Origin of the sequence: Bradyrhizobium sp. 179, assembly GCF_023073535.1 — a bacterium.
GTDB lineage: Bacteria > Pseudomonadota > Alphaproteobacteria > Rhizobiales > Xanthobacteraceae > Bradyrhizobium.
In genome coordinates, this window is record NZ_JADPJR010000053.1 from 127499 (window position 1) to 146498 (window position 19000).

Genomic DNA, 19000 nt, shown 5'->3' on the forward strand with positions numbered 1-19000 from the left:
AATCGAGAAATTTTCTCAACCGGGAGCCGTTCCCTGGATAGGCACAATGCGAGCTGCGAGAAAAAGTTCCGCGCAATGCGGAACTTTTCTGAAGCTGAGGCGTAAACAGCCGAGCAGGGGAACCCGGGCCCCCCGCGTAACGCCTGACCTAAGGGTGACCTCAAGGCTGGCCCGAAGATGAATGGAGTGGGGATGTCCCGTTCACAGCTCGTTGCTGAACACTTGCCGCTGTTGCGCCGGTATGCACGTGCCCTGACGGGCAGCCAGGCCTCCGGTGACGCCTATGTCGCCGCCATGTTGGAAGCCATGCTTGGCGATCCGTCGGTGCTCGACGAGAGCCATGGGCCGCGCGCCGGCCTGTTCCGGCTGTTCACCCAGATCTGGAATTCGGTCTCCGTCAACGACGATGCCGAGGTGACGACACTGCCGATGCCGCCGGAACGGCGGCTGTCGAACATCACACCCCTGCCGCGGCAGGCCTTCCTGCTGCTCTCGCTCGAGGGCTTTTCGGAAGAGGAAGTCGCCTTCATTCTCGGCACCGACGTGGGCGAGACGCGGCGGCTTGCGGACGCCGCCGGACGCGAGATGGCGGCCGAGATCGCCACCGACGTGCTGATCATCGAGGACGAGACCTTCATTGCCATGGACCTCGAGAGCTTGGTGAAGAATCTCGGCCATAACGTCGTCGGCGTCGCGCGAACCCATGCCGATGCGGTGGCGCTGGCCAAGAACAAGCGGCCCGGCCTGATCCTCGCCGACATCCAGCTCGCCGACGGTTCGTCCGGATTGGACGCCGTCAACGAGCTGCTCCGCACCTTCGAGGTGCCGGTGGTGTTCATCACCGCGTACCCCGAGCGATTCCTCACCGGCGAGCGCCCCGAGCCCGCGTTCCTGATCTCAAAACCGTTCCAGCCGGCGATGGTGTCTGCGGTGGCGAGCCAGGCGCTGTTCTTCCAGCGCAACTCGCGCAACCGCACGCCGAAGGCACCGGCGGCCTGATAGAGGCTCCCGCGCAAGATTGATCCGGCGTGCTGCAAGGGCACGCCGGATTTTTAGTGTTTGCGTGCCACGGCTTGACTGGCATCGAATTGGCCGCTCATACCTCGTGCATCGGACTTCCCTCGGAGGCGTGCACATGGACCAGCAACTCCTCGATCGCCTGGCCATCCGCGACCTCGTCGAGAACTGGGCGGTGTGGCGCGACGCCGGCGACTGGGAGCGCTTTGCCACGGTCTGGCATGATGAAGGCTGGATGTCCGCCACCTGGTTTCAGGGGCCGGCGCGGGATTTCATGCGCGTCAGCCAGGAGGGGTTCGCCAAGGGCGTGCGCATCCTGCATTTCCTCGGTGGCACCAGCATCGACCTCGAGGGCGAGCGGGCCATCGCCCAGACCAAAATGACGATCTCACAGCGGGCCCTGGTGCACGACGTGCTCTGCGACGTCGTCTGCACCGGACGCTTCTACGATTTCCTGGAGAAGCGGCACGGCCAATGGGGAATCGTCCGCCGCCAGCCGATCTACGAGAAGGACCGAATCGACCCCGTCGATCCCGCCGCGCCGCTTCAGCTCGACCAGAAAGCGCTCGCCGCCCTTCCCGAAGGCTACCGCCACCTCGCCTACATGCAGGAGCTGATCGGCTACAAGGTCAAGCGCGACATGCCGGGCCTCACCGGGCCTGAAGTCGAGAAGCTCTATGGTGAAGGGCGGGACTGGCTGGCGGGGACGGCCAAATAACGCGAAGCAAAAGTGAGCCCCAGACAAAAGTAAGGCGCGACTGGCATCACCACAGTCGCGCCCTACGTCGCCGGCTTATGGGGCAGGGGGGAATAGCCGGCTGCTGAGACGACTCCTGCCCGCGAAAGTCGTTCCACGCCTTGCAAAATATTTTGCGCGGCCGGCGACTTTTTTCGCACACGGTTAAGTGATCGTGACGGCCGAGAACCCCTGATCCTTCGTCAGCGTTGTTCCCGCGATCGCCATGGGGCGAGGGATCGACAGCCATGTCACAGACTCAAAAGGCATTTTTAGGCGCCGTCGCGATTGCCGCAACGCTGGGCGCGGTGCAATTGGCCTCCGGCCACGATCTGGCCGACCGCTGGCAGGCCGTCGCCGATATTCCCAGCCACAGCACCAACTACGCGCCAAGCCACAACGTCAACCGAACCGGCAAGGCCGACCGCCTTGGCGAGATCAAGCCGGCACCGGTTCCGACCCGAACCGTGTCGATGCGACTGAATGACCTTGCCGATACGTCGGTGCTGCTGCGGGTGCCGGCGGTGATCGAGACCGGCAATGCGAAGCCGCCGGTGCTGCTCCAAAACCAGAATCAGAGCCTGCAGAAGGCGCGCAGCAAGCCGACGATCGCCTGCGAGCCGATGGTCAGCTCTCTGACCGAGATCGCCAAGCTGCTCCAGCCCGGCCGCTGCGTGACCTGATCTGGGCATTCGTCCAGTCAAGGCAGGCTCTGCCGCGCCCCTTCACATCCTCTTGATCCGCCGTGTCGTCGCGCTATATCCGGGTTCCTCCCTTTGATTTGACCGGGTAAGCGCATGACGACGTTAGATACGGCTGTGCATACGCAGCCTTTCCAGGCCGAAGTTTCCGAACTGCTGCACCTCATGGTGCACTCTGTTTATTCGGAAACCGATATCTTCCTCCGCGAACTCATTTCCAATGCCTCCGATGCCTGCGACAAGCTGCGCTACGAGGCGATCGCAAGTCCGGCGCTGCTGGGTGAGGGCGACGCGCTCAAGATCCGCATCATCCCGAACAAGACAGCCGGAACGCTCACGGTCGCGGACAATGGCATCGGCATGGAGCGCCAGGAGCTGATCGATCATCTCGGCACCATCGCCCGCTCCGGCACCAAGGCGTTCGTGTCGAAGCTGAAGGAAGCCAAGGACGGCCTTGGCCTGATCGGTCAGTTCGGTGTCGGCTTCTATTCCGCCTTCATGGTCGCCGAGAAGATCGTCGTGATCAGCCGCCGTGCCGGTGAGAGTGACGTCTGGAGCTGGACGTCCTCCGGCGGCTCCGGGTTCGAGATCGCCCGTGCCAGCGACGAGGACGCGGCACGCGTGGCGCGCGGCACCGAGATCGTCCTGCACCTGAAGGACGACGCCAAAAAATACCTCGAGACCTACGAGATCGAGCGCATCGTCGGTGCCTATTCCGACAACATCCTGTTTCCCATCGAGCTCGTGCCTGGTGAGGGCGAGCCGCGCCAGATCAATTCGGCAAGCGCGCTGTGGCAGCGCTCGAAATCCGAGCTGACCGCAGACGACTACAAGAAGGCCTATCAGCAGATCGCCTCCGCCTTCGATGATCCCGCGATGACGCTGCATTACCGCGCCGAGGGCCGATATTCCTACGCCGTGCTGCTGTTCGCGCCATCGACGAAACCGTTCGACCTGTTCGAGCCGAACCGCAAGGGCCGCGTCAAGCTTTACGTCCGCCGCGTCTTCATCACCGATGATGCCGATCTGTTGCCGGGCTATCTCCGCTTCATCCGTGGCGTCGTCGACAGTGAGGATCTCCCGCTCAACATCTCCCGCGAGATGCTCCAGAACAATCCGCAGCTCGCGCAGATCCGCAAAGCCGTGGCGACCCGCGTTGTGTCCGAGCTCGAAAGCCTCGCCGAGAAGGATCCGGAGAATTTCGCCAAGATCTGGGATGCCTTTGGCGCCGTGCTGAAGGAAGGCATCTACGAGGATTTCGAACGTCGTGAAAAGCTGCTGGCGCTGTCGCGCTTTACCACGACGTCGGGTGAGAAGCGGTCGCTGAAGCAGGTGATCGCCGATTTCAAGCCGAACCAGACCGAGATCTACTATCTCGTCGGCGACAGCATCGAGCGGCTGAAGTCCAATCCGCGGCTTGAGGCCGCGACCGCGCGCGGCATCGAGGTGCTGCTGCTGTCCGATCCCGTCGACGCCTTCTGGACCTCGATGCCCTCGGAATTCGAGGGCAAGCCGCTGAAATCGCTGAGCCAGGGCGATCTCAACCTCGACCTGATCCCGCGCGTCGACGACAAGGACGAGGCGAAAAAGGATGAGCCTGAGGCGGATGAAGCCGCTACTATCGCGGTGATCAAGGCGGCGCTCGGCGAGCGCGTCAGCGACGTCAAGGCCTCGACGCGGCTCACCAGCTCCGCCTCGTGTCTCGTCGCCGACAGCCAGGGCCCGAGTCGCGAACTGGAGCGCATCCTGGCGCAGCAGAATCGCGGCATGAAAACCAAGCCGATCCTCGAGATCAATCTGCGCCATCCGATGGTGGGCGCGATCACCAAGGCGCAGGCGGGCTCGAAGGTGGTCGATGATCTCAGTCTGCTCCTGCTCGAACAGGCGCAGATCCTGGACGGCGAATTGCCGGAAGATCCGGCGGCGTTTGCGGCGAGGCTGAACCGTCTCGTGCTGCAGGGGCTCGGCGGCTAGCTTGCTCCACTCACCTTGCCGTCATCTGTCCCTGGGAACAGTCGCCTCTTGCGTGGTGTTATGCCATATGAGGCGGCTGGCATCCGCGCCGGCGCGCCTGACCAAATCGAGGATTTCGCCATGCGCCTGTCAATCTTGATGCTCATCGCGGTCGTCACGGTGCTGGGCGCGTCAGATGCCGGCGCCCAGACCTATGATCCGCGATACCCGGTGTGCATGCACGTCTATACGCCCGGCGGCTTCACCGGTGGCGGCGGTGACTATTTCGACTGCTCGTTCACCTCGCTGCCGCAATGCCGCGCCACGGCGTCGGGCCGCTCGGCCAGCTGCGACGTCAATCCTTATTACGCCTTCGATGAACCGCCGCCGCCGCGCCGCCGCCACAAGAAGGTGCACTAGCGCTTCCACGATGCGACCTCTGGGGACTGTCTTCATGCGCCACTCACTCGGCCTGATCATGACTTTCGGTGCCATGCTGGCGGCTGCGCCGCTGCATGCGCAGACCTTCGACCCCCGCTATCCCATCTGCATGCACGTCTATTCCGGCGCGAACGGCGGGGGCGGTGAGTGGTACGACTGTTCCTTCATCTCGATACCGCAGTGCCGCGCCACGGCGTCGGGCCGCGCCGCGACCTGCGACCTTAATCCGTACTATCCTGTCAACGCCCCGGCCTCGCGCCCGCGTTACAGGCTAAACGGTTAGCGCCGGGCGTATCGCCGCTCCGCCTCGCCTGGGGCTTACCGCTACACTTCCTGAACCCCGGCAACTCGACCACCTGCGCTAGCGATCGTCTCGGCCATCGGCATGCCGCCGATCCCTCCGGCTTGATCAAGGGTCACTAGCGTTAATCCCGTACTAACCGGGTTTACCCTGTCTCTTAACATCTGGGCAGGCTCGCAGGTCTAAGCTGCTGGATCAGCACACACGGCCTGAGAGAATGAACGGCATGACCACCAGTGTCATTGAGCAACCGAAAGTCGCGCGCGCGCCCTCAGCTTCGAAAATCTGGCTGAAGGCGATCGAGCTCACCGCGCGGATCGAGACTCTGCCGGGCCGTCTGTTCGCTGACGTCGTCGACGATTGGGCGCGACGCCAGCCCGATCGCGCAGCGCTGGTCACGGACGAGGCCACTCTCGACTACGAAGGTCTGTCGAAGAGGATCAACCGCTATGCGCGCTGGGCGCGCTCGGCTGGAATTGCCAAGGACGACACCGTTGCTCTGATCATGCCGAACGGCATCGACTATGTCGCGGCCTGGCTCGGCATCGGCCGTGTCGGCGGCGTGGCCGCGTTGATCAACACCAAACTCGTTGGGCAATCGCTCGCGCATTGCATCGATGTCGCAAAGCCGTCGCATGTCATCGTTGCGCATGAGCTGACGCGGATGCTGGATAGCGCCGCGCCGTATCTGAAGACCGAAGCAAAAGTCTGGACCCACGGCGATGCCCGCGGCGAACGCGCGATCGACGTGGCGCTGGCCGCGTTCGACGATGGAGCGCTCTCGCCGGACGAATATGGCAACGTCACCATCGATGACCGCGCGCTGCTGATCTATACCTCGGGCACCACCGGCCTGCCGAAGGCCGCCAGCATCAGCCACCGCCGCATCCTCAACTGGAGCTTTTGGTTCGCCGGCCTCACCGGGGCGACGCCGCAGGACCGGCTCTACGATTGCCTGCCGCTGTTCCACTCGGTCGGCGGCATTGTCGCGCCCTGCAGCATGCTGGCTGCCGGCGGGTCGGTGGTGATTGCGGAGAAGTTTTCGGCTTCGCATTTCTGGTCCGACATCGTCCGGCATGACTGCACGCTGTTCCAGTACATTGGCGAGCTCTGCCGCTATTTGCTCAAGGCGCCGCCGTCGGAATATGAGAACGCGCATCGTCTGCGGCTCGTCTGTGGCAACGGCCTGCGTGGCGACATCTGGGAAGACTTTCAGGCGCGCTTTTCCATTCCCCGCATTCTCGAATTCTATGCGGCGACCGAAGGCAATTTCTCGCTGTTCAACGTCGAGGGGCAGCCCGGCGCGATCGGCCGCATTCCACCGCTGCTCGCGCACCGCTTTCCCGCGAGCCTCATCAAGCTCGACCCCGACAGCGGCGCGCCGCTACGCAACGAAGAAGGCTTTTGCATCGCCTGCGCCCGCGGTGAGACCGGTGAAGCGATCGGCCGCATCGGTACCGCGGACCAGGGCGGCGGCCGTTTCGAGGGCTACACCGACGCGGGCGAGACCGAGAAGAAGATCCTGCGCGGCGTCTTTGCCCGCGGCGATGCCTGGTTCCGCACCGGCGACCTGATGCGGCTCGACGACAAGGGCTTCTTCCACTTCGTCGACCGCATCGGCGACACCTTCCGCTGGAAGGGCGAGAACGTCGCGGCGTCGGAGGTGAACGATGCCGTGCGCGATTTCACCGGCGTGATCGATGCCACCACCTACGGTGTCGGCATCCCCGGCACTGACGGTCGCGCCGGCATGAGCGCGCTTGTCGTGAACGAGGGCTTTGACATCGCCGCGCTGCCCGCGCATCTGGGACAGCGCCTGCCGCCCTATGCCCGCCCCGCTTTCATCCGCATCTGTTGCGAGATCGACGCGACCGAGACCTTCAAGCAGAAGAAGGGCGACCTCGCGCGCGACGGCTTCGATCCGGACGCGATAGCGGATCCGCTGTTCATGCTGGACCCGAAATCCGGCGCCTATGTCGCGCTCGACGCCGAGGCCTATGCGCAAATCGTGAACGGCACGATCAGGCTGTAACGCTGCGAAAATGCGCAGATAGGTCCAATTTTATCTGAATTGTCCAAGAAGCCATTTACTTCTGTCGGGTAAACAGGCGGTGATGGGGAGGCGGTCAGCAAGAGCCGCCGCAACGCGAACGATCGATAACAACAAGCGAGCCAGCCATGTCGGTAAGGTCTAAGGTCATTGAAGCGATCCAGCAGATCGCCAAGGAGCAGCACGTCACGCTTCCCGCACTCTCGGACGATCTGTCCCTGCACGAGACGGGCTTCGACTCGCTCGCCTTCGCGATCCTGGTCGCGCGCCTCGAGGACGAGACCGGCGTCGACCCCTTCACCATTTCCGAGGACGCAGCGTTCCCCGCCACCGTGGGCGATTTCGTGCGGGCCTACGAAAATGTCCCCGCGTGAGATCTTTGCGCTTCGCGACCATCTCGGCGCGGAGCTGAAGGGCCGCACGCTCTCGGACGCGCACCAAGTTGTGTCGCTGACGGACATCCTGTCGCACACCGTCCTGGGTGGCTGCCTGCGCGAATTGTCCGGCCGCTGCGTGCTCCTCAAGCTATCCGACCAGCTCCGGTCGGGCCTTGCCATGATCGAGCTCGACGGCATCGCCCGTCGCATGCTGTTGTGCCCGCCCGATCTCAATCCGGCGTATCTCGACACGTTGATCGCGGATGCCGGAATCGATGCTGTCGTCGCCGACGACGACGATGGCTGGACCAGCACCGGTGTCGCGCTCATCGTCACGGCGAAATTGCCGCTCGAAGCGGCCGCGCCGGCGAAGACCGAACGTGCCACGGAATGGCTGATGCTCACCTCGGGCACCTCGGGCGTGCCAAAGATCGTCGGCCATACGCTGGAAGCTCTCACCGGCGCGATCGTCGCCGAAGGTCCGCCGCGCGGGCCTGCGCCGGTATGGGCGACGTTTTACGACATCCGCCGCTATGGCGGCCTGCAAATCTTCCTCCGCGCCATCCTCTCCGGCGGCTCCATAGTACTGTCGGATCCGCATGAGGCGTTGGCCGATCACGTCGCGCGGCTGAACGCGCGCGGCGTATCGCATATTTCCGGCACGCCCTCGCACTGGCGCAAGCTCCTGATGAGCGGCTCGACGACACAGTTCGCGCCGGCCTACGTCCGTCTCTCCGGCGAGATCGCCGACCAGGCGGTGCTGGACGGCCTGAAGGCGGCATTTCCCAATGCCTCGGTCGGTCATGCCTATGCCTCGACCGAGGCCGGCGTCGGCTTTGCTGTCAATGACGGGCTTGAGGGCTTTCCGGCCAACTATCTCGGCAACCGCAATGGCGTCGAGATGAAGGTGGTCGACGGCTCGCTGCGCATTCGCTCGACGCGCACCGCACATGCTTACATTGGCCGCGACGCTGCCGCGCTCACCGACGCGGACGGCTTTGTCGACAGCGGCGACATCGTTGAGTTGCGCGGCGATCGCTATTATTTCATCGGCCGCCGCGGCGGCATCATCAATATCGGCGGGCTGAAGGTTCACCCCGAGGAGATCGAGGCCGTGATCAACCGCCATCCCGACGTGCGGATGTCACGGGCCAAATCCCGCCGCAGCCCGATCACCGGCGGCATCGTTGTCGCCGACGTGATTCTCGCCGACGGCTGCGATCCTGCGCGCACGAAAGAGATCCGCGACCAGATTCTGGATCAGTGCCGCGCGCAATTCGCCTCACACAAGGTGCCGGCGGTCATCCGCTTCGTCGAGGCGCTCGATGTCACTCCGGCCGGCAAACTGGCGCGCACCGATGCATAACGTTCTGGTCACCGGCGGCAGCCGCGGCATCGGCCTTGCGATTGCAAGGCGCCTCGCCGGCGCAGGCTTCAACGTGATTGCGGCCGCACGGCGCGAGAGCGAGGAGCTCAAGGCCGGGATCGCGGCGTCCGAAGCACGCCTGCATTTCCGCGCCTGCGATCTCGCCGTGATCGATGCGATCCCGGCGTTCGCAAAGCTCATCCGCGACGAATTCGGCCCGATCTACGGCCTCGTCAACAATGCCGGCCTCGGCACCGAAGGCCTGCTCGCGACCATGCACAATTCCGAGATTGCGGCGCTGGTGCAGCTCAACGTGCTGTCGCCGATCATCCTCACCAAATACGTGGCGCGGCAGATGATGGCCGATGGCGCCGGCCGCATCATCAACATCTCATCCATCATCGCCACCACCGGCTATAACGGCCTCTCGGTCTATGGCGCCACCAAGGCCGCCGCCACCGGCTTCACCCGCTCGCTGGCGCGCGAGGTCGGCAAGCTCGGCATCACCGTGAACGCGATCGCGCCGGGCTTCATCGACACGGAGCTGACGCACAATCTCTCCGACGAGGGACGCAAGCGGATCGCCGGCCGCAGCGCGCTGCGCCGCCTGCCGGAGACCGAGGACGTCGCGCGCATGGTGGAATATCTGCTCGGCGAGGGCGGGCGCAACGTCACTGGCACCGTGTTCACGATCGACGCGGGGAATACGGCCTAAGTGGAACTCCGCTGCCGCCGTAGAGTTGATCCGGCCCAATTTCAATTCACCGGACGTGGTCGTAAGATGCTCGCAACCGGTTGGGTTACGTCAATCGATCTGCCCTAACCGACAGGGGGAGCAGTCCATGACCATGCCTGACATGACCGCTTCAAATCAGGGCCAGACGGAGCAATCCCGCGCGACGTCCGATGACGGCCATTGTCCGCCGATGACGCATCAGAATTCCGGTGGCAACGGCCATGAGATGTATCCGCAGCAATTCGTGCATCTGATCGGCTGTCATGACGCCTCTCTCGATGTCTTGCGCAAGCGTCAGGACGAGAAGCTGCACTAGCCGCTCACGTCCGGTGCTTCAAGGTCTTCGGCAAATCAATCAGCGACGGTGGCGGTCAGCCTTTCCGGCATCTTCACCGATTGCGGTCGAGGCCCGTATGCCGGCGTACGGCAATCATTTTCGATAGATCAAGAGTAAACACTATTTGCGATGCGCTGTTGATGTCGATCAAAGTGCGGCATTGCATCGCGGTGCGAGCTTGTTGTTCAGCTCCATTTGACCAATGATCGGGACGTCGCGGCGAGACCGGCCGGCGAACCCGGATCGGTCCTGCCGCGTACCTGTTTTGCAACGTGCCATCCCAACCATCCGGCATCTCCCGATGACATCAGGCGAATCCTTTTACAGCGGCATTCCGGTCTTCCGCGGTTTCACCAGCCTGATGGATCCGGTGCTGTATTCGCCGCTGCCGGACAATTGGAGCATCGGCGTTGCCGACATCGTCGATTCCACCAAGGCGATCGCGGCGCAGCGCTACAAAGCGGTCAACATGGCCGGCGCCGCCGTGATCGCGGCGGTGACGAACGCGTTGGAGGGGCGCGAATTCCCTTTCGTGTTCGGCGGCGATGGAGCGAGCTTTGCGGTCGCGCCTCACGATCTCGAACTTGCCCGCGACGCGCTGGCGGCAACCGCGACCTGGGTACGGGAGGAGCTCGATCTGAAGATGCGCGTCGCCCTGGTGCCGGTCAGTGCCATCCGTGCGCAGGGCCTCGACGTACGCGTCGCACGCTTCGGTCCGTCGGCGAACCTGTCCCATGCGATGTTCTCCGGCGGCGGCCTGGCCTGGGCGGACGCCGCGATGAAGCGCGGCGAGTTCGCGGTGGCTGAAGCGCCAAACGGTACGCAGCCCGATCTCTCCGGCCTGTCCTGCCGCTTCGAGGTAATGCCTGCGTCACGCGGATTGATTCTGTCGGTGCTGGTGATGCCGGCGCGCGGCGCTGACCCGCTGGCTTTCCGCAAGGTGATCGAGGACGTCATCCATCTCGTCGAGCGCAGTCCGGATGGCGGCCGTCCAGTGCCTGCGCAGGGGCCGCCGCTGAAATGGCCGCCGCAGGGGCTGGATTATGAAGCCCGCACCAAGCGCGGCGGCCCTCTGCTCGTGCGCCGCGCCACCGTCCTGGCCTACACGTTGTTCGCCTATCTGATCATGCGCTTCGACATCAAGGTCGGCGGCTTCGTGCCAAGCGTCTACAAGCGTCAGGTGGTCGAGAACTCGGACTTCAGGAAATATGACGACGGACTGCGCATGATCCTCGACTGCACGGCCGAGCTCGAACGCGCGCTGAGCGATCGTCTCGCTGCGGCCGCGCGCGATGGCATCGTGCGCTACGGCCTCTACCAGCAGGACGCGGCGATGATGACCTGCTTCACGCCCTCGGCGCTGCGCAGTGATCACGTCCATTTCATCGACGGCGCGCGGGGCGGCTATGCTTCGGCTGCCACGGCGTTGAAGGCGATGGTGGCGTGAACCGCTAGCGTCCCGCGCGCGTCCAGGTCTCGCCGCCGCAGAGTGCGCCGACGCAGCCTTCGACCCGCAACGAATCCGCGCCAGTCACCGTGACGCTGCTCGCATAGGTGCTGCCGTCATCGGCATTGTAGATCTGGCCCGACCATTTGTTCGGAGCTGACGGCTGCATGTCGCTGAACAATGGCAGGCCGATCATCGGACGCCTCGCGAGCGCGGGATTGGGATTCTTGCTGTCGGTCGCGGCCTGGCCGGTCGCGGTGTCATAGGGTTCGCGCAGCCAGACGATGTGGCCGCAGATGCCACCGCCGCATCTGCTGATCTTCACGCGCGCATCGCCTGCCTGGGTGAGCCACGTGCCGTCGGCGCTCTGCGCCTGGGCGCTCGTTGCGCCAAGCAGTGCAGCCAGGACGACGAAGGGAAGCGCGAATTTGCTGAACATGGAGAGTGCCCCGAAAATGAAGGCGCCTCCCATAGCAGGCCGGCAGGATAGTGCAACGCTGGATAGAATCACATTCCCGCGCTTATTGCCTGCGCCTATTCGCCTGCGCTCATTTGCCCCAGCGCACGAAGGCGACCGAGGCGGCAGTCGACAGCCCGAACACGACCATGGCGCCGCCGACCAGAGCGAACAAGGTCCAGGCCGGCGCCTGCACCATCATGAGGCTGACGCCGCCGACCGCGACGATCAGGAGCCGCGCCGTGGAGGCGAGCACGGGCCCGCCGACGCGCGCCGCGCCTTGTGAGGAGAAATACAACGATACGCCCATGCCGAAGAACACGAAAGCCGGACCTGCCCAGTAGAAATAGCTGTAGGCAGCGGCGGTTACGCCGGGATCCCGTGTGAAGAGCGCGACCCATAGCGACGGATCGAGCGCGATCACGAGGCCGATCAGGCCGACCGTGAGCCCGGAGGCGGCGGCCGCGGTCCAGGCCACGCGCCGCGCGCGCTTCAAATGTCCGGCACCGATCGCCATGCCGACCATCGGCACCGATGCGATGCCGAAGGCGAAGGTGATCGGGATCAGCAGGAATTCCAGCCGCGACCCGATGCCGTAGCCGGCCAGCATCTCGGTGCCGAAGGTCGCGAGGATTTTTGTGAAGATCAGAATGGTGAGCACGGTCTGGAGCGGCGACAGGCAGGCCACCGCGCCCACCTTGAGAATGTCCAGGAACATCGCCCGGTCGAAATGGAAGGCGCGGACGTCGAGCTGCAACCGGCTGCGGCCGGACAAGAGATACCAGAGCAAAAAGACCGCGGCGCAGCTGAACGCGATCAGTTGGCCGCTCGCGACGCCCGGCATGCCGAACTGCTTCACGCCGAACAGGCCGAGGCCCAGCGTGCCGCCGAGCGCGACCTGGAGCACGCTCGCCCCGATCAGCGTCATCGAAGGCAGACGCATGTCGCCGGTGCCGCGGATCGCCGAGGCCAGCGTGTTGACGAGCCAGATCGCGACCGCGCCGGAGAACAGCACCTGCGAATAGCCGCTGGCCTCCTCGAGCACGCGCTCGCGGCCCCCGAGCAGCGCAAAGAACGAGCGGCCGAACACGAGCATCATCACTGTGAAGAACAGCCCGCCGCAGAGGCCGATGATGGCCGCATGCAGCGCGAGCGTCGCGGCGCGGTCGCGATCTCCCGCCCCGAGCGCGCGGCTGATCGCGGAGGAGACGCCACCACCCATCGCGCCCGCGCTCATCATCTGCGTCAGCATTGCGAATGGAAACACCAGCGCGATCGCGGCGAGCGGGATCGTGCCGAGCCGGCCGATATAGGAGGTCTCGGCGATCGCAACCAGCGTGCTGCCGACCATCGCGATCATGTTGGGGATCGCGAGCCGCAGCAATGTCGGCAGGATCGGCGCCGTCAGCAGGCTGGCGATGGGGGAGACGACCGGCGCAATCGGCGGGACGGCGTCTGCAGAGGCGTCGATCGTCATGTTCACCGGGCGGGATTTTAAATGATGGCTGACATATTATAGGCGTGAGGCGGCCGGCGCAGCCCTCGCTCACGCAGGGCTCACCACGGCAGGCCGCATAGGTCGATGGTGCCCAGCGTCGGCGCGCGGACGATGTCGAAGACGTAGGGTGCCATGTAGTCGAAGCGGATTCGGCCCTCCGGCTGCTCGCAATAGACCTCGCCCTTGAAGGGCTGCCATCTGCGTGCCTCGTAGAACGCGAAATTGTGCGGCTCGCAGAACAACAGCGCGAAGCGCACCGCCTCGTTGGCGCGCATGGTGTGCACCGCTGCGTCCATCGCCATGGTGGCATAGCCGCGGCCGCGCCGGTCCTCGCGGGTGCAGACGCCGCCGATGCCGCCGACATGGACCTTCTGCCCGTTCCAGGTGACGGTTCGGAAGTAGACGCGACATGGCAGACGAGACCATCCTCGGGCGTTTCGATCAGCACGCGGAGATCGGCATTGGCCCATTTGACATAAGCCCAGGGCTTATCCGCAACCATGTGCGGGCCCCAGACCGCCTGGTGCAGCGGCTCCGCGATCGGCCACGAGGCGTCGCCGTTCAGAATGTCGATTTCGATGCTCATGACTTTCTCTTTCGCGGTCGAAGCATTCGTTCTGCGATAAGCGCCTCAAAGGCAATGATATTTTGTACCAGGGCACCCAGCCGTGCGAATGCCCGTGCTGCGACGATTTTTGCAATCGTGCCAAGCGTCCGCCTCACGCATATTCGCAAATTGGCGGTATTTAACGGCGACGGAACCTTCTATAAGGGGTGACCGTTAGAACTCGTTCCCCACCAGTTGCGGACAAGAAGCCATGACCTTTACGCTGCCCCCCCTCCCTTACGCCTATGACGCCCTCGGCCAGTACATGTCGAAGGAGACGCTGGAATATCATCACGACAAGCATCATCAGGCCTACGTCACCAACGGCAACAACGCGCTCAAGGGGACCGAATGGGAAGGCAAATCCCTTGAAGAGATCGTCAAGGGCTCGTTCGGCAAGAACCCCGCGGTGTTCAACAATGCCGGCCAGCACTACAATCACATTCATTTCTGGAGCTGGATGAAGCCCAATGGCGGCGGCACCAAGCTGCCGGGCAAGCTCGAGAAGAAGATCAACGAGGACCTCGGCGGCTTCGAGAAGTTCAAGACCGACTTCCAGGCGGCCGGCGTCGGCCAGTTCGGCTCCGGCTGGTGCTGGCTCCAGGTCAAGAACGGCAAGCTTGAGATCTCCAAGACCCCGAACGGCGAGAATCCGCTGGTGCACGGCGCCACCCCGATCCTCGGCTGCGACGTCTGGGAGCACTCCTACTACATCGACTATCGCAACCGCCGTCCGGACTATCTCAAGGCGTTCGTCGAGAACCTCGTGAACTGGGAATACGTCGAGTCCCTGTTTGAGAAGGCGTAAGGTCTCACCTCGTTATCCGGGATGGTGCGCCAGCACCAGACCCGGAATCTCGAGATTCCGGGTTCGCACTTCGTGCGTCCCGGAATGACAGACAAGGCGGTCGCATGCGCGGCCGCCTTTTTGCTGTGCGGAATTCGTCTGCTCTGCGGAATTCGTTGGCGTCTCGCATGGCCCTGCGCAGGGCACGCAACGCGCCCGCCGCGCTAATGTTTGCATCGTGAGGACGGCGCCCCTAATCAGGACGGGCATCCCCTCGATCCGACCCAAGCCCGTTTGTCAGAACCTTCCCCGAAAGACCCGGCGTCTGCCGAGGACGCGGACTCCGAGCCGCGGCCTGGGCGTGTGCGCAAGCCGATCGGCTGGTCGACCATCATCATCGCGGTCCTGGTGGTGGTGAGCGCCGCTCTGGTCTGGCGGCGTGACGGCACGGGCGGTGTTCTCGACATTCTCACACACGACCTTTCGCTATTCGGCGGCATCCTGCCGCGCGTGCTGGCCGGCTGTCTGCTCGGCGCCTTCATCTCGGAGATCCTGCCGCATGAAAAAGTCTCGCGCTCGCTCGGGCCGAAATCCGGCCTGATGGGGCTTCTGATCGGCACCGCCTTCGGCGCGATCCTGCCGGGCGGTCCCTTCACCGCCTATCCGGTCGCGAGCGCGCTGCTCGCGGTCGGCGCCGATTTCGGAGCCACCATCGCCATGGTCGTGAGTTGGACCCTGATCGGCTACGGTCGGGCTGTGGCGTGGGAAATCCCGATCATGGGCACCGATTTCACGCTGTGGCGGATCGTGATCTCGCTGCCGCTGCCGGTGCTTGCCGGCGCGCTCGGCCGCTTCGTCTATGTCCGGCTCTATCCGAAGCCGATCACGAAGGATGACGAGACGTGAGCGCCGCGTTTCTGATCGACATCTTGTTGTGGAGTTCGGTGTTCGGCGTCGGCCTGATCGCCTTCCGCCGCGGCCCTGCCGTGTTCAAGGCTTCGCTGCGCGAAGGCTCGATGGACTTCATCAACATCGTGCCGCGGATCGCGCTGGGAGTGATCGGCGCCGGCTACATCGCCGCCATCATCCCGCAGGAGGTGATCACCGGCTGGCTCGGGCCGGACAGCGGTTGGCTCGGGGTCGCATCTGCTGTGGTCGCCGGTGCCGCCACGCCGGGCGGACCTGTCATCGGCTTCTCCATCGGCACGGTGGCGCTGAAGTCGGGCGGCGGGGTGCCCCAGGTGGTTGCCTATGTCGTTGCCTGGGCCCTGTTCGCGTTCCAAAGGGTGATCCTGTGGAGATCCCGTTCATGCCGGCCCGTTTCGTCTGGTTCCGCTGCGCCGTATCGATGCCGTTCCCGTTCGTGGCGGCCGCCATCGCCATGCTGATCGGCAAGCCTTGAGCCCGGCGTGGACAGACGAAATGTTATAATATAACGTCCTGCCATGGTTCCCGCCGTGTCTCACGCCCGTCACCACGACCACTCCCACGACCACGTGCATTCGCACGGGCACGACCACACCCATGCCCATGTCCATGATCCCGCTTCGCCGCATCCGGCCCAGGCGGCCCCGTGGTCGATCCTGCGCATGACCATGGCCGGCCGCCTCGCGGCCGCGCTCGCCGTCTGCGCGGTGCTCTGGGGCATGGTCTTTCTGGCGATGAGGTGACCATGGCGGCGCTACACTTCCACAATGTCACGCTCGGCTATGACCGGCATCCGGCCGTGCACCATCTCAATGGCGAGGTCGCATCCGGCGCGCTCGTCGCAGTGATCGGCCCGAACGGCGCCGGCAAGTCGACGCTGCTGCGCGGCATCGTCGGCATCCTCAAGCCGCTCGACGGCAGCATCCATCTGGGCGGCCTCGACAGCAGGGACATCGCCTACCTGCCGCAGAGCGCCGAGATCGACCGCAGCTTTCCGATCTCGGTGTTCGATTTCGTCGGCACCGGGCTGTGGCGCGGGACCGGCCTGTTCGGCGGCATCGGCAAGGCTGCGCGGGACAAAATCCTGCGCGCAATCGCCGCCGTTGGCCTCAACGGTTTCGAGAACCGTCCGATCGGCACGCTCTCCGGCGGCCAGATGCAGCGCGTGCTGTTTGCCCGGGTGCTGCTTCAGGACGCGAGCCTGATCGTGCTCGACGAGCCTTTCAACGCCATCGACAGCAAGACCACGGCCGATCTGCTCGCGCTGGTGAAGGATTGGCACACCGAGGGCCGCACCGTGCTGGCCGCGCTGCACGACATGGAGATGGTGCGTACCCATTTCAGCGAGACACTGGTGCTGGCGCGCGGCCCCGTGGCCTGGGGGCCGACGGCCGAGGTGCTGACGCCGGAAAACCTGATGGTCGCGATGCGGATGTGCGAGGCTTTCGACGACAGCGCGGCGGCCTGCGCGGGCGACGACGGGCGGTCGCAGGCGGCGTGATTGCAAATGACCTATGACGCGCTGATCGGTCCGTTCACCGAATTCGAGTTCATGCGGCGGGCACTCGCCGCCGTGATCGCACTGTCGCTGGCAGGCGCGCCGATCGGCGTATTCCTGATGCTGCGGCGGATGAGCCTCGTCGGCGATGCCATGGCACATGCGATCCTGCCGGGCGCCGCCGTCGGCTTCCTGCTCTCCGGGCTCAACCTGTTCGCGATGACCGCCGGCGGCCTGATCGCCGGCTTTGCGGTCGCGATCCTCGCCGGTGTGGTCGCGCGCTCGACCGGGCTGAAGGAGGACGCTTCGCTGGCCACCTTCTATCTGGCCTCGCTGGCGCTCGGCGTCACCATCGTCTCGATCAAGGGCACCAATATCGACCTGTTGCATGTGCTGTTCGGCAACATTCTCGCCATGGACGACCAGACGCTGCTGGTGGTGGCCTTCAACGCCACTGTGACGCTGCTCGTGCTGGCGGTGATCTACCGCCCGCTGGTGATCGAGAGCGTCGATCCCTTGTTCCTGCGCACGGTGAGCCGCGCCGGGGGCCCTGCGCATCTCGCCTTCCTCGCGCTCGTCGTGATCAACCTCGTCAACGGCTTTCAGGCGCTCGGCACGCTGCTTGCGGTCGGCCTCATGATCCTGCCGGCCGGCATTGCGCGATTCTGGTCGCGTGATCTCACCGCCATGATCTGCATCGCCGTGATTGCTGCCGCGGTCTCGGGTTATGCCGGCCTTGTGCTGTCGTTCCAGACCCGAGTGCCGTCGGGCCCTGCGATCATTCTGGTGGCGACGGTGCTCTACGTGGCCTCCGTCCTGTTCGGCCGCGTTGGCGGCATCGTCCGGCAATTGTTTCCCGGCCGGCATCTGGAAGCGTGACGATGCGGCTCATCCTGCTTTGCGTGCTGTTGCTGATCGCCTCGCCGCTGCACGCCGCCGAGCGGCTCAACGTGGTTGCGAGCTTCTCGATCCTGGCCGATTTCGTCCGCAATGTCGGCGGTAACAGGATCAATCTGACCACGCTGGTCGGCGCCGACAGCGACGTCCACGTCTACACGCCTGCGCCGAGCGATGCGAAGCGGATCGCCGATGCAAAGCTCGTCGTCGTCAACGGGCTCGGCCTCGAGGGATGGCTGCCGCGGCTCGTGCAGTCCTCGGGCAGCAAGGCGACGGTCGTGACTGCAAGCGCCGGTATCACGCCCCTGAAATTGGGTTCGGCCGCAGATCCGCACGCCTGGCAGTCCATCCCCAATGCCAAGATCTACGTCACCGACATCGCCAATGCGCTCGCCGCTGCTGCCCCGGATGACGCGGCGTTCTTCCGCGCCCGGGCCAAAGCCTATCTGGAAACGCTCGAAACTCTCGACAGTGAGGTCCGCGAAGCCGTGGCGAGAATCCCACTGGAGCGGCGCAAGGTGATCTCCACCCACGACGCCTTCGGCTATTTTTCCGCCGAATACGGTATCCAGTTCATCGCCCCCTTGGGCGTCTCCACCGAGACCGAGCCCAGCGCGCGCGACATCGCCGCGATCATCGGCCAGATCAAGGCCCAAAAAATCCCGGCTGTATTCCTGGAAAATATCAGCGACGACCGGCTGATCCGGCGGATCGCGGCCGAGACCGGCGCAAAGGTCGGCGGGACCCTGATTTCCGACGGTTTAACCGGCGAAAAGGGGCCTGCACCCACTTACATTGACATGGTCAGGCACAATATAAAGAGCCTGATCAGCGCGCTTGACCATTAGGGCAGGGGGCCACCCCGCC

The 19000-nt window shown here is 64.4% G+C and carries 21 protein-coding genes and 2 pseudogenes; 20 read left to right on the top strand and 3 right to left on the bottom strand.

What is annotated here, in order from left to right; all coding sequences use genetic code 11:
- Positions 1-192 precede the first annotated feature (192 nt).
- The 12 genes from IVB12_RS12215 to IVB12_RS12270 all read left to right on the top strand — a co-directional run bounded on the left by IVB12_RS12215 (position 193) and on the right by IVB12_RS12270 (position 11462).
- Complete coding sequence (locus IVB12_RS12215) at positions 193-999, top strand: response regulator (RefSeq protein WP_247299147.1); 807 nt, start codon at positions 193-195, stop codon at positions 997-999.
- A gap of 136 nt (positions 1000-1135) precedes the next feature.
- Positions 1136-1735: a nuclear transport factor 2 family protein gene (locus IVB12_RS12220; protein WP_247299149.1), complete on the top strand. Its 600-nt coding sequence runs from the start codon at positions 1136-1138 to the stop codon at positions 1733-1735.
- 266 nt (positions 1736-2001) lie between these two features.
- Entirely contained in the window at positions 2002-2436 is a 435-nt protein-coding gene (locus IVB12_RS12225) for a hypothetical protein (protein WP_247299152.1), read from the top strand.
- A gap of 114 nt (positions 2437-2550) precedes the next feature.
- A complete protein-coding gene (htpG, locus tag IVB12_RS12230; protein ID WP_247299154.1) occupies positions 2551-4428 on the top strand; it encodes a molecular chaperone HtpG in 1878 nt (625 codons plus the stop codon).
- Positions 4429-4548: 120 nt separating this feature from the next.
- A complete protein-coding gene (locus tag IVB12_RS12235; RefSeq protein ID WP_247299156.1) occupies positions 4549-4827 on the top strand; it encodes a DUF3551 domain-containing protein in 279 nt (92 codons plus the stop codon).
- 34 nt (positions 4828-4861) lie between these two features.
- Positions 4862-5131, top strand: a complete 270-nt coding sequence (locus IVB12_RS12240) for a DUF3551 domain-containing protein (RefSeq protein WP_247299158.1) — start codon at positions 4862-4864, stop codon at positions 5129-5131.
- 235 nt (positions 5132-5366) lie between these two features.
- Positions 5367-7181 carry a long-chain-acyl-CoA synthetase gene (locus IVB12_RS12245; RefSeq protein ID WP_247299159.1) on the top strand — a complete coding sequence of 605 codons (1815 nt, stop codon included), beginning with the start codon at positions 5367-5369 and terminating at the stop codon, positions 7179-7181.
- 146 nt (positions 7182-7327) lie between these two features.
- Positions 7328-7573 carry an acyl carrier protein gene (locus tag IVB12_RS12250; RefSeq protein ID WP_015688794.1) on the top strand — a complete coding sequence of 82 codons (246 nt, stop codon included), beginning with the start codon at positions 7328-7330 and terminating at the stop codon, positions 7571-7573.
- Positions 7560-8942, top strand: coding sequence for a fatty acid--CoA ligase family protein (locus IVB12_RS12255; protein ID WP_247299160.1), 1383 nt, complete (start codon positions 7560-7562; stop codon positions 8940-8942). The genes IVB12_RS12250 and IVB12_RS12255 overlap by 14 nt, the downstream gene beginning before the upstream one ends.
- Positions 8935-9657, top strand: a complete 723-nt coding sequence (locus tag IVB12_RS12260) for an SDR family NAD(P)-dependent oxidoreductase (RefSeq protein ID WP_247299162.1) — start codon at positions 8935-8937, stop codon at positions 9655-9657. The genes IVB12_RS12255 and IVB12_RS12260 overlap by 8 nt, the downstream gene beginning before the upstream one ends.
- A gap of 127 nt (positions 9658-9784) precedes the next feature.
- Positions 9785-9994: a hypothetical protein gene (locus IVB12_RS12265; protein WP_247299164.1), complete on the top strand. Its 210-nt coding sequence runs from the start codon at positions 9785-9787 to the stop codon at positions 9992-9994.
- Positions 9995-10316: 322 nt separating this feature from the next.
- Positions 10317-11462, top strand: a complete 1146-nt coding sequence (locus IVB12_RS12270) for a DUF3095 domain-containing protein (protein WP_247299166.1) — start codon at positions 10317-10319, stop codon at positions 11460-11462.
- A gap of 4 nt (positions 11463-11466) precedes the next feature.
- Here IVB12_RS12270 and IVB12_RS12275 read toward each other — a convergent pair whose 3' ends face one another.
- The 3 genes and pseudogenes from IVB12_RS12275 to IVB12_RS12285 all read right to left on the bottom strand — a co-directional run bounded on the left by IVB12_RS12275 (position 11467) and on the right by IVB12_RS12285 (position 13919).
- Positions 11467-11901 carry a DUF2147 domain-containing protein gene (locus tag IVB12_RS12275; RefSeq protein ID WP_247299168.1) on the bottom strand — a complete coding sequence of 145 codons (435 nt, stop codon included), beginning with the start codon at positions 11899-11901 and terminating at the stop codon, positions 11467-11469.
- Positions 11902-12010: 109 nt separating this feature from the next.
- A complete protein-coding gene (locus IVB12_RS12280; protein ID WP_247299500.1) occupies positions 12011-13396 on the bottom strand; it encodes an MATE family efflux transporter in 1386 nt (461 codons plus the stop codon).
- Between the two features lie 80 nt (positions 13397-13476).
- Positions 13477-13919 (bottom strand): annotated as a pseudogene (locus IVB12_RS12285) (GNAT family N-acetyltransferase).
- On the opposite strand from IVB12_RS12285, the gene IVB12_RS12290 reads away from it, so the two are divergent.
- The 8 genes and pseudogenes from IVB12_RS12290 to IVB12_RS12325 all read left to right on the top strand — a co-directional run bounded on the left by IVB12_RS12290 (position 13827) and on the right by IVB12_RS12325 (position 18981).
- On the top strand, positions 13827-14195 hold the full coding sequence (locus IVB12_RS12290) for a hypothetical protein (protein ID WP_247299514.1): 369 nt from the start codon (positions 13827-13829) through the stop codon (positions 14193-14195). The pseudogene IVB12_RS12285 and the gene IVB12_RS12290 sit on opposite strands and share 93 nt — an antisense overlap.
- Positions 14196-14235: 40 nt before the next feature.
- Positions 14236-14832, top strand: a complete 597-nt coding sequence (locus IVB12_RS12295) for a superoxide dismutase (protein ID WP_027573470.1) — start codon at positions 14236-14238, stop codon at positions 14830-14832.
- A gap of 273 nt (positions 14833-15105) precedes the next feature.
- The gene (locus IVB12_RS12300) at positions 15106-15717 is read left to right on the top strand and encodes a permease (protein WP_247299170.1); all 612 of its coding nucleotides are present in this window, start codon (positions 15106-15108) and stop codon (positions 15715-15717) included.
- Positions 15714-16213, top strand: a pseudogene (locus IVB12_RS12305) (hypothetical protein). Before IVB12_RS12300 ends, IVB12_RS12305 begins: the two are co-directional and overlap by 4 nt.
- Before the next feature lie 43 nt (positions 16214-16256).
- Positions 16257-16481, top strand: a complete 225-nt coding sequence (locus tag IVB12_RS12310; protein ID WP_247299173.1) for a hypothetical protein — start codon at positions 16257-16259, stop codon at positions 16479-16481.
- A 2-nt stretch (positions 16482-16483) separates the two neighbouring features.
- Positions 16484-17239: an ABC transporter ATP-binding protein gene (locus tag IVB12_RS12315; protein WP_247299175.1), complete on the top strand. Its 756-nt coding sequence runs from the start codon at positions 16484-16486 to the stop codon at positions 17237-17239.
- 6 nt (positions 17240-17245) lie between these two features.
- Entirely contained in the window at positions 17246-18115 is an 870-nt protein-coding gene (locus IVB12_RS12320; protein ID WP_247299177.1) for a metal ABC transporter permease, read from the top strand.
- Between the two features lie 2 nt (positions 18116-18117).
- Positions 18118-18981, top strand: a complete 864-nt coding sequence (locus tag IVB12_RS12325) for a zinc ABC transporter substrate-binding protein (RefSeq protein WP_247299179.1) — start codon at positions 18118-18120, stop codon at positions 18979-18981.
- Positions 18982-19000 lie beyond the last annotated feature (19 nt).